The sequence below is a fragment of the Rhodococcus sp. SORGH_AS_0303 genome, from assembly GCF_030819335.1.
GTDB lineage: Bacteria > Actinomycetota > Actinomycetes > Mycobacteriales > Mycobacteriaceae > Rhodococcoides.
The window spans coordinates 1,426,953-1,442,500 of the sequence record NZ_JAUTBO010000001.1 but is presented as its reverse complement, the minus strand read 5'-3'; the positions used below and the strand labels follow the sequence as shown (position 1 = coordinate 1,442,500).

The window sequence follows — 15,548 nt, the reverse complement described above, 5'->3', positions numbered from 1 at the left end:
ACCGAGACCTGTTCTGGCGATGGAGGATCCGGGATATCGGACTGCGGCGTCGGCGGCGATCGCGATGGGCTGGGACCTGTACGACGTCCCCGTGGATGCCGGCGGCATGAGGGTCGACACGCTCGCGTCCACGCCCGAGACCACACGCGCCGTGTACGTGACACCGTCTCACCAGTACCCCACCGGCGGAACCCTCGACGTGGGACGTCGTGCCGCTCTCATCGCCCATGCGCAGAGCACCGACACCGTCGTCGTGGAGGACGACTACGACTCCGAGTACCGCTACGACGTCGCGCCGCTCCCCGCCTTGGCGCACCTTGATCCGGATCGCGTCGTCTACCTCGGCACCATCGCCAAGACCCTGGGCGCAGGCGTGCGACTCGGGTGGATGGTGCTGCCGTCGCACCTCGTCCGGCCGGTACTCGACCACCGCCTGGCCACGGGCGACTTCCCGTCGACACCCCTGTGCTCGGCGATGACGTCACTGCTCGACGACGGCGAGTGGGATCGCACGGTGCGAGCGGCGCGGCGGCGCTACCGCGATCGCGATGCGGCAGTACGGGATTCGCTGTCGCCGTTCGGTGAACTCCGTGGCCTGGGCGCGGGTATGCACACGACACTCGTCCTGTCGCCGAGACGAGCGGAGGCGGTCGCCCGCGGCGCAGCACACCGCGGAATCGAGGTACCGACCGTCGCGCTGTCCACTCGATCGCACACCGACGTGGGCGGGTTGGTGATCGGCTACGGCCGACTGACCGACACGGAGCTCCGAACGGCACTCACCATTCTCATCGACGAACTCCGACGCCACCGCGACTGACGTGCAGCGGCGCGAGCGTCACTGCACGCGTTCGATGTCTCCGCCGAGATCCTGCAGCTGCTCGACGAACCGCGGGTAACCGCGGTCGATGTGATAGACGTCGTGCACCTCGGTGGTGCCGTCGGCCACGAGGCCGGCGAGCACCAGACCGGCGCCCGCGCGGATGTCCGAGGACCAGACCGGTGCACTCGACAGCCGCGACACTCCGCGGACCACCGCGTGGTGGCCGTCCGTTCGCGCGTCGGCACCGAGCCGGATCATCTCCTCGACAAAGCGGAACCGGGCCTCGAAGACGTTCTCGGTGATCATCGACGTGCCGTTGGCCACCGAGGCGAGGCCGATCGCCATGGGCTGCAGGTCTGTCGGGAACCCGGGGAACGGGAGCGTGGCGAAGTTGACGGCCACCGGTCGTTCCTCCTGCACGACGCGGAATCCGTCCGGGCGCAGGGTGACAGTGCTGCCGGCCGCCTTCAGCTTGTTGAGCACGAGGGTGAGGTGCTTGGGATTGACCCCCGACACCGTGACATCGCCACAGGTCATCGCCGCGGCGATGCCCCACGTCGCGGCCACGATGCGATCACCGATGACGCGGTGTTCCGTGGGCTTCAGGCTGGGGACACCGATGATGGTCAGCGTCGGAGTTCCGGCACCCTCGACGCGAGCACCCATCTTGTTCAGCATCGCGCACAGATCGGCGATGTCCGGCTCGCGGGCAGCGTTGTCGATCACGGTCTCGCCGTCGGCCAGCACCGCCGCCATCAGGATGTTCTCGGTCGCGCCCACGGACGGGAAGGCCAGCCGGATCGTCGCGCCGTGCAGCTTCTCCGCTGTCGCGACCACACACCCGTGCTCGATCTCGCTGTGCGCGCCGAGCAGGCGCAGACCCGACTGGTGCATGTCGAGCGGACGCGAGCCGATGGCGTCGCCGCCGGGCAGTGCCACCACGGCCTTGCGACACCGCGCGACCAGCGGTCCCAGGACGCACACCGACGCACGGAACTGGCGTACCGCCGCGAAGTCGGCGTGATACTTCGGCTCTGCGGGGGTGGTGATGCGCACGGCATCCCCCTCGAGTTCGACGTCGCACCCCAGCCCACGGAGAACGTCGGCCATGAGGGGGACATCGAGAATGTCGGGGCAGTTGGTGAGGGTGGTCGTGCCCTCGGCGAGCAGCGCCGCGGCCATCAACTTCAGCACGCTGTTCTTCGCCCCACCGACCGACACGTCGCCGGAGAGACGACTACCGCCGGTGACCAGGAAACGTTCACTCACGACGTCAACAGTAGAGGCATCGGTCGTCGATCAGAGCATCGGCCGACTGCCAGTAGGGTTGATCCATGGCGGTTCACCTGACCTCGATCTACACCCGTACCGGCGACGACGGGACGACGGGTCTCAGCGACTTCTCCCGCGTCTCGAAGAACGACCCGAGGGTCGTGGCCTACGCGGAGTGCGACGAACTGAACGCTGCTCTGGGACTGGTGTTGGCGGTCGGATCACCGCCCGAGGGCGTGGCGACGGTGTTGCGCCGGATCCAGAACGATCTGTTCGATGCCGGAGCCGACCTGTCGACTCCCATCCAGGAGAATCCGAAGTACCCACCGCTGCGCGTCACGCCGGAGTACGTCACGCGGCTCGAGACGTGGTGCGACGAGTTCAACGACACTCTCGCGCCGCTGACCTCCTTCGTCCTTCCGGGCGGGACGGCTGCTTCCGCGTTTCTGCACCAGGCGCGCACCGTCGCGCGACGGGCGGAGCGGGCAGCGTGGGCCGCTGTCGAGGCACATCCCGAGACGACGGGGCCGCTGCCGGCGACCTATCTCAACCGACTGTCGGATCTGCTGTTCATTCTCGGGCGGGTCACCAACCCGGACGGCGACGTCCTGTGGAAGCCGGGCGGCGAGCGTTCGCGCGACTGACCACGGGCCCGAGCGAGCGACGTGTCAGGCCGGGCCGCTGCCCGGCATGTTGCGCTGCGACCGGTCGGACGGCCTCGACTCGAGCCACGACGTGAATGCAGTGAACGGGCCACGCTCCATGGCGATCTCGTAGCGGCGGTCCCCCGCGTCGAGTTCGACGATCGCGGTCTCGTCACTCATGATGTCGAACTCGGAGCTCTGCGGACTGCGCCGCTCGCCCTGGATCAGAGTCTGGCGGATCATGCGGCGGTCCGGACCCGGACGCAGACTCGACAGCTTGTAGAACACGAGCACGTTCTCGCCGTAACGGACGATGCCGTGACGCCACCCACTTCCCGCTGCGGCGGGAAGACTGCGCAGGATCACGGCAGTGCCCCCGCGGCGGAGAAGCACCAACCGATACAGAAAAGCCGCGGCGAGCCCTCCGAGCAGCACGACCAGAACGACAAGCACTGTCATCCAGGACGTCATCTCTTCGGAACCCGCCGCGGCTTCTTCTCGTGTACCTAGGCCCGCTCGACCGCGCGGACACGCCCGCGTGCGATCGCGAGCGCCTCCTCGTCGTCGGAGCCCTCGGACAGCACGGACCGCGCAGCCTCGACGTCGATGTCCTCCGCGAACTCGGCGGACTCGGCGAGGATGGTGACGGTCCGGCCGGTGACCGACAGGAAACCACCGTGCACGGCGGCGACGCGCCGTTCACCGTCGCCCGTCGTGATGGCTACGGTGCCGCCCTCGATCAACTGACCGAGAACCGGCTCGTGTCCGGCCATGATGCCGATCTCGCCCTCGGTGGTCTGAGCGCTGACCAGCGTGGCCGTTCCCGACCACAGGCGTTCCTCGACTGCGACCAGTTCGACGTCCATCTCAGCCATCTCGGACTACTTTCCGGAGATCTTCTTGGCTGCGGCCTCGACGTCGTCGAGTCCACCGCAGCTGTTGAAGGCCTGCTCGGGAAGGTGGTCGTACTCGCCCTTGGTGACCTTGTCGAACGCCTCGATGGTGTCGGCCAGCGACACGACCGAACCCTCTTCACCGGTGAACTTCTCGGCGACGATGAAGTTCTGGCCGAGGAACTTCTCCAGACGACGGGCACGGGAGACCGTGACCTTGTCCTCCTCGGACAGCTCGTCCATACCGAGGATGGCGATGATGTCCTGCAGCTCCTTGTACTTCTGCAGGATGCGCTTGACCTCGTTGGCGACGCGGAAGTGCTCGTCTCCGACGATCGACGCCTCCAGGATGCGCGAGGTGGACGTCAGCGGATCGACAGCGGGGTAGATGCCCTTTTGCGAAATCGGACGCGACAGCTCGGTGGTGGCATCGAGGTGGGCGAAGGTCGTCGCCGGTGCGGGGTCGGTGTAGTCGTCGGCGGGCACGTAGATGGCCTGCAGAGACGTGATGGAACGACCACGCGTCGAGGTGATGCGCTCCTGGAGCTCACCCATCTCGTCGGCGAGGGTGGGCTGGTAGCCCACGGCGGACGGCATGCGGCCGAGGAGAGTGGATACCTCGGAGCCTGCCTGCGTGAACCGGAAGATGTTGTCGATGAAGAGCAACACGTCCTGGTTCTGCACGTCGCGGAAGTACTCGGCCATGGTGAGAGCCGAGAGGGCGACGCGCATACGCGTGCCCGGCGGCTCGTCCATCTGACCGAACACCAGGGCGGTGTCCTGCAGAACGCCCATCTCCTCCATCTCGAGGTGGAGGTCGGTGCCCTCACGCGTGCGCTCACCGACGCCGGCGAACACCGACGTGCCGGAGAACTCACGTGCGATACGGGTGATCATCTCCTGGATGAGCACGGTCTTGCCGACGCCTGCGCCGCCGAACAGACCGATCTTTCCGCCCTTGACGTACGGGGTCAGGAGGTCGATGACCTTGATGCCGGTCTCGAGGATCTCGGTCTTGCCCTCGAGCTGATCGAAGGCCGGGGGCTTGCGGTGGATGCCCCACTGCTCGCCGTCACGGCCGAGTCCGGGGCTGTCCAGGCAGTCGCCGAGGGCGTTGAACACGTGGCCCTTGACGACGTCACCGACGGGAACCGAGATCGGCTTGCCGGAGTCGACGACGGGGGTGCCGCGGACGAGGCCGTCGGTGGGCTGCATCGACACGGTGCGCACGAGGTTGTCGCCGAGGTGCTGGGCGACCTCGAGCGTCAGCGTCTTGGCGACGGCCTTCAGCTCGATCTCTGCGTTCAGCGCGTTGAACAGCGCGGGGATGGATCCACGGGGGAACTCGATGTCGACGACGGGACCGATGACGCGCACGACGCGCCCGTTCTCGGACGACTTGGCGCCGGAACCCGTGCTATCGGTTACTGCTGCGGTCATGTTCAGTCTCTTCCTGAGCTCGCGGCAAGCGCGTCGACGCCGCCGACGATCTCGCTGATTTCCTGGGTGATCTGAGCCTGGCGTGCCTGGTTGGCCTGGCGTGACAGGGCATTGACCAGATCGTTGGCATTGTCCGTGGCGGCCTTCATCGCGGTGCGACGAGCGGCCGACTCGGATGCCGCCGCGTCGAGCAGTGCGGCGTAGATGCGGGTGCTCACGTACTTCGGGAGCAGCGCGGACAACAGCGTGTCCGCCTCCGGCTCGAAGTCGTACTGCGCGGTGACCTCCTTCGACGACGGGGAGTCGCTGAGCATGTCTGCGCCCAGCTCGATCTCCTCGTCGTCGTAGTCGATCTCCAGAGGAGCCATGCGGCGCACCGTCGGCTTGAGCGACAGCATCGACACGAAGGTGGTGTAGACGATGTGGAGTTCGTCCACACCCTCGACCGTGCCCTCGCCGTTCGGTGCCTCGATCTCCTCGCCCGACCCCGCCATGAACAGCTGGACGAGGTGCTTGGCGGCCTTCGCGGCGTCGGTGTAGGCCGGCTGCTGCGAGAAGCCCGTCCACGCGCCCTTGACGTCGCGATCACGGAACGTGTAGTACGTCAGGCCCTTTCGGCCCAGAACGTAGATGACCGGCTCCTTGCCCTCGGACTTGAGGAGCTGCTGGAGCTCCTCGGCCTCACGAAGGATGTTGGAGTTGTAGCCACCACACTGGCCCGAGTCGCTGGTCACGACGAGCACGGCGGCCCGCTTGGGCTCCGCACGCTCGGTGAGCAGCGGATGGTCCAGCGAACCCGAGGCACTGGCCAACGCCGAGAGCACCTTGGTGATCTCGGTGGCGTACGGCTTCGACGCCTCCACGCGGGCCTGCGCCTTGGTGATGCGCGAGGTCGCGATCAGTTCCTGCGCCTTGGTGATCTTCTTGATCGAGTTGGTCGACCTGATCCGGGAGCGCAGCTCACGAATGCTGGGCATCTGTCACCTCACTCCCTGTTCGACGTGCCACGGGTCCGCTCATCACTTGCTGACAGTCTTGCGAGTGACGGTGACCTTCTCCTGGTCGACGTCACCCTTGTCGAGCGCGTCGGCCTCTGCCTCGTTGACGATCCGCTCGCCCGAGGACGTCAGGAAGCCCTGCTTGAACTCGTCGGTCGCCTTCGTGATCGCGTCGGCGGCCTCGTCCTTGAGAACCTTGCCGCCGGCGATCGCCTCGTAGGCGCTCGACGCGTTGCGGTGCAGATCCTCGAGGAGCTCGCGGTTGAAGCGACGAACGTCCTCGACCGGGACCGTGTCGTAGTAGCCGGCGTCGACGAGGTAGATCGAGACGATCTGGTCCTCGACGGACACCGGGGTGTACTGGTCCTGCTTGAGCAGCTCGACCCAGCGGGCACCGCGCTCGAGCTGCGCCTTGGACGCGGCGTCGAGGTCGGACGCGAAGGCGGAGAACGCCTCCAGCTCGCGGAACTGAGCCATCTCCAGACGGAGCGAACCGGCAACCTTCTTCAGACCCTTGGTCTGCGCCGCGCCACCGACTCGGGACACCGAGGTACCGACGTTGATCGCGGGACGGACACCCTTGTTGAAGAGGTCCGACTCGAGGAAGACCTGGCCGTCGGTGATGGAGATGACGTTGGTCGGGATGAAGGCCGAGATGTCGTTGGCCTTGGTCTCGATCAGCGGCAGACCTGTCATCGAACCGCCACCGAGCTCGTCGGACAGCTTCGCGCACCGCTCGAGCAGACGGGAGTGCAGGTAGAAGACGTCACCGGGGTACGCCTCGCGGCCCGGCGGGCGACGCAGCAGCAGCGAGATGGTGCGGTATGCCTCGGCCTGCTTGGTCAGGTCGTCGAACACGATGAGGACGTGCTTGCCCTGGTACATCCAGTGCTGGCCGAGGGCCGAACCGGTGTACGGGGCGAGCCACTTGAAGCCGGCCGAGTCGGACGCGGGAGCGGCGACGATGGTCGTGTACTCCATGGCGCCGTGCTCGTCCAGAGCGGACTTGACGCCCGCGATGGTCGAACCCTTCTGGCCGACGGCGACGTAGATGCAGCGCACCTGCTTGTCGGCGTCGCCGGTCTCCCAGTTGGCCTTCTGGTTGATGATGGCGTCGACGCAGACGGCGGTCTTGCCCGTCTTGCGGTCGCCGATGATCAGCTGACGCTGGCCGCGGCCGATGGCCGTCAGGGCGTCGATGGCGGTGATGCCGGTCGCGAGGGGCTCCTCGACGGGCTGGCGCTCGAGCACCGATGCCGCCTGGAGCTCCAGGACACGCTGTTCGTTCGACTCGATGTCACCGAGACCGTCGATGGGCTTGCCCAGCGGGTCGATGACGCGTCCGAGGAAGTTGTCGCCGACGGGGACCGAGAGGACCTCGCCGGTGCGCTTGACTTCCTGGCCTTCCTCGATGTGCTCGTAGTCACCGAGGATGACGGCACCGATCTCACGGTCGTCGAGGTTCAGTGCCACGCCGAGGATGCCGCCGGGGAACTCCAGCAGCTCGTTCGACATCGCGGACGGGAGGCCCGTCACGTGAGCGATTCCATCGCTCGTGTCGGACACCAGACCGACCTCTTCACGAGAGGACTCCGGTGCGTAGTTCGCTGTGTAGCTCTCGATCGCGCTACGGATCTCGTCGGAGGAGATCGTCAACTCCGCCATGTTTTCCTGCTCTCACTGTCTGGTGTTTCGTGGCCGGACCGGCTGTGCGGTCGACGTCCGAAACGCGGGGTGGGGCTTGTTACCGAACTGGGCTTGCTACAGAACTCGGGTGCTGCGATGCGTACCGCTCACCGGAGCGACTTCCTCAGGGAGGCGAGACGACCCGCACCACTGCCGTCGATGACCTCGTCGCCGACACGGACGACCAGTCCGCTCAGCAGTTCCCGGTCCACCTCCACGTGGACGGTCACGGACTTGCCGTAGATACCTTCCAGCCTGGACGTGAGCCGAGAGATCTGATCGTCGCTCAGCTCGGTGCTGCTGCGGACGTGAGCGACCTCCTTGTCACGACGAGTGGCCGCGAGTGCGGACAGTTCGCCGAACACGGATGCCGGTGCAGCACCCTTCAGTCGGCCGACGGCCTGGATCGCCAGGGCCTCGGTGATCGCGGTGACCTTGCCGTAGAGCAACGTCGACAGGAGCGATCCCGACGCCTCGGCGGGCTTGCTTCGATCGGACAGCGCCTGCTCGAGGGCAGGATCGCCGGCGATGATGCGGCCGAGACGGAACAGCTCGTCCTCCACGGTGCCCAACTGATCCTGGTCTTGCGCCGCGCGCAGAAGTGCCTCACGGCCCAGGAGTACGAGCGAGTCGGTGAGGTCACGGGCCGACGACCAGTTCTGTGCGACGGCGGCCTGCAGTGCGGCGGTGGCCGCTGCACCGATCTTGCCGTCGAACAGGCGGCCCGCGAGCGCGCGTCGCGCGTCCGGAGCAGCCGACGCGTCCGCGAGTGCGGCGCGCAGTGGACGCTGTCCGTCGAGCACCGACACGACCCCGAAGAGGTCGGATCCGGCGCCGGCGGCAGCCGACGTCGCATCCGACGCCGCATCGAGCTCGGCCGTCAGGACGGTGCGGGCCTCGGCGAGGGCTTCACGACTCGCTGCGTACATGGTGCTCACTTCCCGCTAGCGGAATCTGCGCCGACAGAATCGAGTTCGTCGAGGAAACGATCGATCGTGCCGGCACGCTTGACGTCGTCGGACAGCTGCTCGCCGATGACCTTCTCGGCCAGCTCGACAGCCGTACGGCCGAGATCGGCACGCAGTTCGGTGACGATCTGCTGACGCTGAGCCGCGAGCTGCTGGTGACCGGAGGCCACGATGCGGTCGCTCTCCGCCTGTGCACTGGTCTTCATCTCCGCGAGGATCTGCTGACCCTGGGTGCGTGCGTCTTCACGGATCTTGGCGGCTTCCTGGCGTGCGTCGGCCAACTGGGCGCGGTACTGCTCGAGCGCCTCCTTGGCTTCGGCCTGTGCCTCTTCGGCGCGCTTGATCCCGCCTTCGATCTTCTCGGACCGCTCGGAGAGCACCGTCTGGAATCGCGGGAGCACGAACTTCCAGAAGAAGAACCCGATGACGGCGATGCAGACCGCAGACCAGACGATGTCGTAGGTCGCGGGGAGGAGAGGATTGATGTCCTCTTCCCCCTCCGCTGCTGCGAGGACTGCGAATGTCGACATGGCGATCAGAAAATGAAGCCGGCGACGAGGCCGATCAGCGCGAGGGCCTCGGTGAATGCGATACCGAGGAACATGTTGGTGCGGATCTGGCCGGCGAGCTCGGGCTGACGCGCGATGCCCTCGATGGCCTTACCGACCACGATGCCCACGCCGATGCCGGGGCCGATGGCCGCGAGGCCGTAGCCGATGGCTCCGTAGCCTGCGCCGGTGACTTCCTGTGCTTCCTGCGCGAGGTAGGTGAGGCTCATTGTGATGTGTTCCCTTTCTGTTGCCCACGACCGGTCGGCAGCGGGTCAGGTCTGTCTGGTGGCTGGAGAGTCGGTGGGTGGGTCAGTGCGAGTCGGCGTGCAGGGCGAGGTCGATGTAGACCGCCGTCAGCAGCGCGAACACGTAGGCCTGCAGGAAGATGACCAGCAGCTCGAACAGCGTGAAGCCGAATCCCGCGACGAGCGAGAACAGGCCGAACACCTTCATGCCGGTCGCCGCCTCGAAGAAGAAGAACTGCGTCGCGCTGAAGAACAGCACCAGCATGATGTGGCCGGCGAGCATGTTGGCCATGAGTCGCACGGTCAGCGTGAAGGGCCGCAGGATGAACGTCGAGATGAACTCGATGGGGATCAGCAGCAGGTGCAGCGCGATCGGCACGTTCGGAACGACGATGCTGCTCTTCACGTACTTGAAGAACCCGTACTTCTTGATACCGACGTAGTTGAAGACGACGTACGCGAGGGCTGCCAACACGATCGGCATGCCCACTCGGGCATTCGACGAGATGTTGATGAAGGGGATGACACCCGAGAAGTTGAGGAACAGCACCGCGAAGAAGATGGTCGCGATGACGGGCAGGAAGCGCTTGCCCTGCTCCTTGCCGAGAACCTCGTCTGCGATCTGATCCTTGACGAAGCCCAGTGCGAGCTCACCGACGTTCTGGATACCGCGGGGCACGATCTTCGGGCTGCGCATCGCGAGGCTGAAGAACGCGAGAAGAACGACCGTCATGATGATGCGGACCAGCATCAGCCGGTCGAGCTCGAACGGGGTGCCCTCGAACAGGATGGCCGGTGGGAAAAAGTCGGACAGTGACGGCGGATGGAACTCCGCGGCCAAGTTGGTGACGCTCAGCGGTCTCTCCCGTGTTCGGCCGCAGGCGAAGGACACCCGCGGTTCGATCGGACATATGGCATTCGGGCACGATCGAGCTAGGACGATCTACAAGTCGACTCGGGTCGGCTCGAGTAGTCGTCAGCCGCGTCGGACCGTGCTCACGGTCCCGCGTCTGTCGGGTGTCGGCGACTTCGTCGACTCGGTGACGCGACGTCTCGAAACGGACGCTTCGTCGCGGTACACACTCTCACATGGCGTGGACTACGAGAAACAGCTTCGGTGACGTCGATCACCTGCAAAGACGGTTCCGGGCGGCGCGATGTGTCCGTTACGCCCGGTAAGCCCTCGCTCGAAAGGAACTTTATCAACACAACACGCTGAGTTGTGTCGGGGGTCGCTCCGCGGACGACACTACTACAAAATGTCGTACTACTGAACGTCCGAGTCGGGGTCGCCCGCGGGAGAATCGACGTACGGAACACGCTGCCGGAAGATGCCGTACATCTCGGCGCCCAGGACGATGACCAGGGATGCGAGCACCACGATGCCCAGTGTCGGGCGGTTGTAGAAGTCCATCCCCCGCAGCAGTCCCAGCACGATCACCGCGATCAGCATCTTCACGATCCACCCGCCCAGCAGGACGGCCCCGACCGCGGTCGGCGGCAACTTGGCCGAGAACAGGACGGATGCGGCGGTGGCGAGGATGAACAGACCACCGACCGCGGACCCGAGCAGCGCGCCCCACAGACCCTCGAGGCCGGCGACGAGCACCGCGATGATCGCGGCGACCACGGCGAGGCCGAGCAGGGCGATGACGCCGTACCGGACGGCGGCGCGGAGCGGTGCGGTGGAGGACGGGATCGGTGCGGGCGAGAAGGTCACGACACGCAGGTTACCGGCGGCCCGGATCCCGGAACGACGGCACCGCGGTGACCACCAGGGCGAAGACGAGTCCGCCGGCGAGCAGCAGCACCACGAGGCGGCGATCGAACAGGGACGCGCCGACCGCCCCGAACGCGAGCACACCGACCCACAAGTAGATGAGCAGCACCACGCGGCGATGCGAGTGACCGATCTGGAGCAGACGGTGATGCAGGTGCATCTTGTCCGGGCTGAAGGGGCTGCGGCCTGCACGCGTGCGACGCACGATCGCGAGCAGCAGGTCGAGGATCGGGATGAACATGATCGCGCCCACCAGCAGCAACGGGGTCAGCAGACCCAGGAGGTCCCGCGTGCCGTAGGCACTGAGCCCGATACGTCCGGATGCACTGGTCGCGACGGTGGCGAGCATGAGGCCGATGACCATGGAACCCGAGTCGCCCATGAAGATGCGCGCCGGCTGGAAGTTGTGCGGCAGGAACCCCAGGCACGCACCGGCGAGGGCCGCGGCGATCATCGCGGGCGGGTAGGCGCTGACGTCACCGCCCTGCTCGTGGAGCAGTCCGACGGAGAACAGACAGATGGCCACCGCGGCGATCAGGCCGACGCCCGCGGCGAGGCCGTCGAGACCGTCGATGAAGTTCATCGCGTTGATCATGACCACGGCGATGAGCACGGTGACGAGACCCGCCTGCAGCTGGTCCAGGATCAGCGTCGACCCCTCGCCCCACGGCAGATACAGCAGGTACCAGCTGACGCCCATCAGCACCAGGACACCGGCCGCGGTGACCTGACCGGCGAACTTGGTCAGCGCGTCCAGGCCCCACCGGTCGTCGACCACACCCACGGCCATGATGATGAACCCGGAGACCAGGGCCGCCTGGACGTCCGTGGTGAACTCGAACCCTCGGGTGAGGGCCGGCAACTTCTGCGCGAAGAGCAGCGCGACGAGCAGCCCCAGGTAGATGCCGATACCCCCGAGCCGGGGCGTCGGGGTGACGTGGACGTCGCGCTCACGCGGTACGGCCACCGCGCCGAAACGCAGAGCGCCGAGCCGGACGGCTCCGGTGACCAGGAACGTCACCACCGCTGCCGTGAGCATGACGAGAAGAAGCTCGCGGATGGGGACACCGGCGCCTCCGTCCGACTGCGCCAGGAGCGCACTCGCGTGCGCGGGCACGGCCGTCACCACGGTGACTCCCGCGGCGGAGCCGAGTGCGGCATTCGTCAGGCGCTTCCGGCGACGAGCGACTCGGCGGTCACGCCGAGGACCTCGGCGATCTCGCTCGTCGAGACCGCGCCGACGCGGAGAATGCGCGGGGTGTCCCCCGTCAGGTCGACGATCGTCGACGCGAGCGCATGCTCGGCCGGACCGCCGTCGAGATACACGGCCGCGGACCCGCCGAGCTGTACGCGGGCGTCCTCCGCCGTGACGGCGGGCGGGCGGCCGGAGATGTTCGCACTCGAGACGGCCAGGGGGCCCACCTCGCGCAGCAGTTCGAGAGCCACCGGATGCAGCGGCATGCGGAGCATGACGGTGCCGCGGGCGTCGCCGAGGTCCCACGCGAGCGACGGCGCCTGGTGCACGACGAGACTCAGCGCTCCGGGCCAGAACGCGCGGATGAGATCGCGCGCCGCCTGCCGCACTCCCAGCACGAGGCCGTCGATCGTGTGCCAGGACCCGACGAGCACCGGCACCGGCATGTCGCGGCCGCGCCCCTTCGCGCGGAGCAGATCCGTGACGGCGCTGCTGTCGAAGGCGTCCGCGGCCAGCCCGTACACGGTGTCGGTGGGCATCACGACCAGTCGGCCGGACGACAGCGCACGCTTGGCGGCATCGAGACCTGCCGCGCGAGAGGCGGAATCGGAGCAGTCGTAGACGGTGGACACCCGGCCCATCTTGCCACTGCGTGCACGGCACGCCTGCGCAGCGGTGGCGCGATCTCGCGTCCTAGGTGATCCGGCGCTGCCGACGAGCGACGACGAAGCGTGGGCGGTCCGCGAGATCCCGATGCTGGGACACGTCTCCGAACACCGCTCGCCCCTCCAGGAGGGCGACCACCCGGTCTCCGTGCGAGTCGTCGTGCTCGATGCCCACTCCCCCGTCGATCCGCAACCACCGCGCGATGTTCGCGATCATCGGCTCGATGACGGACAGCCCGTCCGGGCCACCGAACAGCGCGACGTGCGGATCGTGGTCGATCACCTCGGGATCGAGCCGCGCACTCGTCGGCACGTAGGGCGGGTTCGCCACGACCAGGTCGACGGTGCCGTCGAGCTCCGTGAGCACCGTCCTCTCGGTCACGTCACCGTGATGCAGATGCACGGGAGTGTCGCCGTCCGACGCCCGCAGGTCGGCGTTGCGCCGCGCCCACGCCAACGCGTGCGGATCCTTCTCCACCGCGTGCACCACGGCGTCCGGGCGAGCGTGGCCGATCGCGAGGGCGAGTGCGCCGCTTCCGGTGCACAGGTCGAGGACGACGGGCGGATGCCGCCCGGCGGACTCGAGGAACGCGAGTGCCCAGGCGAGCAACAGTTCCGTCTCCGGGCGGGGGACGAACACCCCGGGGCCCACCTCGACGTCGATCTCCCCCAGTGACGACGTTCCGATGATGTGCTGCAACGGAATTCGCTTCGCACGCTGCGTGACGGTCGCACGGTAGGCCTCGGCGACCTCGGGCTCCACCAACGGGGTCAGGCCGAGCCGCCCGCGGGGAACCGACAGCAGATGCGCGGCGAGCAACTCGGCGTCGACCCGCGGGCTGGGGACGCCGGCCTCGGTCAGGACGCGGGTTGCCTCGACGATGGCCAGACGTAGCGGGACGCGACTCACCGACACAGCTTCGCACTGCCGGTCGGCCCGGCGATCACGCGGAGGTCATTCCGCCTGGAGCCGCGCCTGTCGGTCGGCCGCGGCGAGCGCGTCGAGGAGCGCGTCCATGTCACCGTCGAGAACGGCGTCCAGGTTGTGCGACTTGAAGCCGATGCGGTGGTCGGTGATGCGGTTCTCCGGGAAGTTGTACGTGCGGATGCGCTCGGACCGATCGACGGTGCGCACCTGGCTCGCACGCCCGGCCGCCGCCTCCTTGTCGGCCGCTTCCTCGGCCGCCGCCTGCAGCCGCGAGGCGAGCACCTGCATCGCCCTCGCCTTGTTCTGCAGCTGGGAGCGTTCGTTCTGACAGGTGACGACGATGCCCGTGGGCAGATGCGTGATGCGCACCGCGGAGTCCGTGGTGTTGACGCCCTGGCCACCTTTGCCGGACGAGCGGTAGACGTCGATGCGCAGATCGGTCTCGTCGATCTGGACGGCTTCGACCTCGTCCTGCTCCGGGTAGATCAGGACGCCGGCCGCCGACGTGTGCACTCGTCCCTGCGATTCGGTGACGGGAACACGCTGCACCCGATGCACGCCGCCCTCGAACTTGAACCGCGACCACACACCGTCGGCGGTGTCGGTGCGCGCCTTGATGGACAGCGTCGCGTCCTTGTACCCACCCAGATCGGAGACGTTCGCGTCGAGGATCTCGACCCGCCAGCCGTGGCGCTCGGCGTACCGGACGTACATCCGAGCGAGATCGGACGCGAACAGGGCGGACTCCTCGCCGCCCTCACCCGACTTGACCTCCAGCACGACGTCGTCGGCGTCGTGAGGATCACGGGGCGCGAGCAGGTCGGTGAGGGTGGTGTCGAGCTCGGCCACGGTCGCCTCGAGCGCCGGGATCTCCGCGGCGAAGCCGGCGTCGTCGGCAGCGAGCTCGCGGGCCGCCTCGAGATCGTCGCGGGCAGCACTGAGCTTGGAGTACACACTCATGATCGGGGCCAGCTGCGCGAACCGCTTCCCGGCGCGGCGAGCCGCCGCCGGATCGTCGTGCAGCGAGGGATCGGACAGGTCGCGCTCGAGTCCGGCGTGCTCGGCGAGGATGTCGTCGATCGCGGACGGTGTCGCGGAGGCGGCCACGGTGTTCTCCCTGTCGAACCGAAGAATGTCAACGAACAATGGTGCAGAAACGACCGACGCCCGCCCCGAGACGAATCTCGGAACGGGCGTCGGCGGAAGAGCTAGCTGTCGGCGTCGGCCTTCTTGCCTGCGCGCTTGCCGTAGCGAGCCTCGAAGCGAGCCACGCGGCCGCCGGTGTCGAGGATCTTCTGCTTGCCCGTGTAGAACGGGTGGCACTGCGAGCAGACCTCGACGTTGATGCGCTCCGCCGAGTTGGTGCTGCGGGTCTCGAAAGTATGTCCGCAACCACACACGACTGTCGTCGCTGTGTAATCGGGGTGGATTCCTGCCTTCATGGTGTCCCTTTCATGGTC

Annotated in this window: 18 protein-coding genes (1 of these 18 only partly in view); 2 read left to right on the top strand and 16 right to left on the bottom strand. The window is 67.2% G+C overall.

Going from position 1 to position 15,548, the window contains the following annotated elements:
• Positions 1 to 820, top strand: the 3' portion of a protein-coding gene (locus QE449_RS06740) for a PLP-dependent aminotransferase family protein (RefSeq protein ID WP_027507210.1). It extends 590 nt beyond the left edge of the window; the window shows 820 of its 1,410 coding nt (coding positions 591-1,410); the start codon falls outside the window, past its left edge; it ends in the stop codon at positions 818 to 820.
• 18 nt (positions 821 to 838) lie between these two features.
• Here QE449_RS06740 and murA read toward each other — a convergent pair whose 3' ends face one another.
• Positions 839 to 2,092 carry a UDP-N-acetylglucosamine 1-carboxyvinyltransferase gene (gene murA, locus QE449_RS06735; RefSeq protein WP_027507211.1) on the bottom strand — a complete coding sequence of 418 codons (1,254 nt, stop codon included), beginning with the start codon at positions 2,090 to 2,092 and terminating at the stop codon, positions 839 to 841.
• Between the two features lie 65 nt (positions 2,093 to 2,157).
• Here murA and QE449_RS06730 point away from each other — a divergent pair, with 65 nt between their 5' ends.
• Positions 2,158 to 2,739: a cob(I)yrinic acid a,c-diamide adenosyltransferase gene (locus QE449_RS06730; protein WP_027507212.1), complete on the top strand. Its 582-nt coding sequence runs from the start codon at positions 2,158 to 2,160 to the stop codon at positions 2,737 to 2,739.
• Between the two features lie 24 nt (positions 2,740 to 2,763).
• Here the strand turns inward: QE449_RS06730 and QE449_RS06725 are convergent, their stop codons facing one another.
• The 15 genes from QE449_RS06725 to rpmE all read right to left on the bottom strand — a co-directional run bounded on the left by QE449_RS06725 (position 2,764) and on the right by rpmE (position 15,530).
• Positions 2,764 to 3,198 (bottom strand): DUF2550 domain-containing protein, encoded by a 435-nt coding sequence (locus QE449_RS06725; protein ID WP_231476479.1) that lies wholly within the window; start codon positions 3,196 to 3,198, stop codon positions 2,764 to 2,766.
• 47 nt (positions 3,199 to 3,245) lie between these two features.
• Complete coding sequence (locus QE449_RS06720; RefSeq protein WP_027507214.1) at positions 3,246 to 3,614, bottom strand: F0F1 ATP synthase subunit epsilon; 369 nt, start codon at positions 3,612 to 3,614, stop codon at positions 3,246 to 3,248.
• Positions 3,615 to 3,620: 6 nt separating this feature from the next.
• On the bottom strand, positions 3,621 to 5,072 hold the full coding sequence (atpD, locus tag QE449_RS06715; protein WP_027507215.1) for a F0F1 ATP synthase subunit beta: 1,452 nt from the start codon (positions 5,070 to 5,072) through the stop codon (positions 3,621 to 3,623).
• A gap of 2 nt (positions 5,073 to 5,074) precedes the next feature.
• Positions 5,075 to 6,049 carry a F0F1 ATP synthase subunit gamma gene (locus tag QE449_RS06710; protein WP_027507216.1) on the bottom strand — a complete coding sequence of 325 codons (975 nt, stop codon included), beginning with the start codon at positions 6,047 to 6,049 and terminating at the stop codon, positions 5,075 to 5,077.
• A 42-nt stretch (positions 6,050 to 6,091) separates the two neighbouring features.
• A complete protein-coding gene (gene atpA, locus QE449_RS06705) occupies positions 6,092 to 7,735 on the bottom strand; it encodes a F0F1 ATP synthase subunit alpha (protein ID WP_307108508.1) in 1,644 nt (547 codons plus the stop codon).
• A gap of 128 nt (positions 7,736 to 7,863) precedes the next feature.
• On the bottom strand, positions 7,864 to 8,694 hold the full coding sequence (locus tag QE449_RS06700; RefSeq protein WP_200933823.1) for a F0F1 ATP synthase subunit delta: 831 nt from the start codon (positions 8,692 to 8,694) through the stop codon (positions 7,864 to 7,866).
• The gene (locus tag QE449_RS06695) at positions 8,691 to 9,254 is read right to left on the bottom strand and encodes a F0F1 ATP synthase subunit B (RefSeq protein WP_027507219.1); all 564 of its coding nucleotides are present in this window, start codon (positions 9,252 to 9,254) and stop codon (positions 8,691 to 8,693) included. The genes QE449_RS06700 and QE449_RS06695 overlap by 4 nt, the downstream gene beginning before the upstream one ends.
• Before the next feature lie 5 nt (positions 9,255 to 9,259).
• Positions 9,260 to 9,502, bottom strand: a complete 243-nt coding sequence (locus QE449_RS06690) for an ATP synthase F0 subunit C (protein ID WP_027507220.1) — start codon at positions 9,500 to 9,502, stop codon at positions 9,260 to 9,262.
• An 82-nt stretch (positions 9,503 to 9,584) separates the two neighbouring features.
• On the bottom strand, positions 9,585 to 10,310 hold the full coding sequence (gene atpB, locus QE449_RS06685; protein WP_037187440.1) for a F0F1 ATP synthase subunit A: 726 nt from the start codon (positions 10,308 to 10,310) through the stop codon (positions 9,585 to 9,587).
• Between the two features lie 477 nt (positions 10,311 to 10,787).
• On the bottom strand, positions 10,788 to 11,249 hold the full coding sequence (locus QE449_RS06680; protein ID WP_197027871.1) for a hypothetical protein: 462 nt from the start codon (positions 11,247 to 11,249) through the stop codon (positions 10,788 to 10,790).
• 1 nt (position 11,250) lies between these two features.
• On the bottom strand, positions 11,251 to 12,339 hold the full coding sequence (locus tag QE449_RS06675; RefSeq protein WP_081821490.1) for a glycosyltransferase family 4 protein: 1,089 nt from the start codon (positions 12,337 to 12,339) through the stop codon (positions 11,251 to 11,253).
• 125 nt (positions 12,340 to 12,464) lie between these two features.
• The gene (locus QE449_RS06670; RefSeq protein WP_027507224.1) at positions 12,465 to 13,127 is read right to left on the bottom strand and encodes an L-threonylcarbamoyladenylate synthase; all 663 of its coding nucleotides are present in this window, start codon (positions 13,125 to 13,127) and stop codon (positions 12,465 to 12,467) included.
• A 61-nt stretch (positions 13,128 to 13,188) separates the two neighbouring features.
• Positions 13,189 to 14,070, bottom strand: coding sequence for a peptide chain release factor N(5)-glutamine methyltransferase (gene prmC / locus QE449_RS06665; RefSeq protein WP_027507225.1), 882 nt, complete (start codon positions 14,068 to 14,070; stop codon positions 13,189 to 13,191).
• 45 nt (positions 14,071 to 14,115) lie between these two features.
• Positions 14,116 to 15,195, bottom strand: coding sequence for a peptide chain release factor 1 (gene prfA, locus QE449_RS06660; RefSeq protein ID WP_056448490.1), 1,080 nt, complete (start codon positions 15,193 to 15,195; stop codon positions 14,116 to 14,118).
• A gap of 101 nt (positions 15,196 to 15,296) precedes the next feature.
• Positions 15,297 to 15,530 (bottom strand): 50S ribosomal protein L31, encoded by a 234-nt coding sequence (rpmE, locus tag QE449_RS06655; protein WP_027507227.1) that lies wholly within the window; start codon positions 15,528 to 15,530, stop codon positions 15,297 to 15,299.
• Between the last annotated feature and the right edge of the window lie 18 nt (positions 15,531 to 15,548).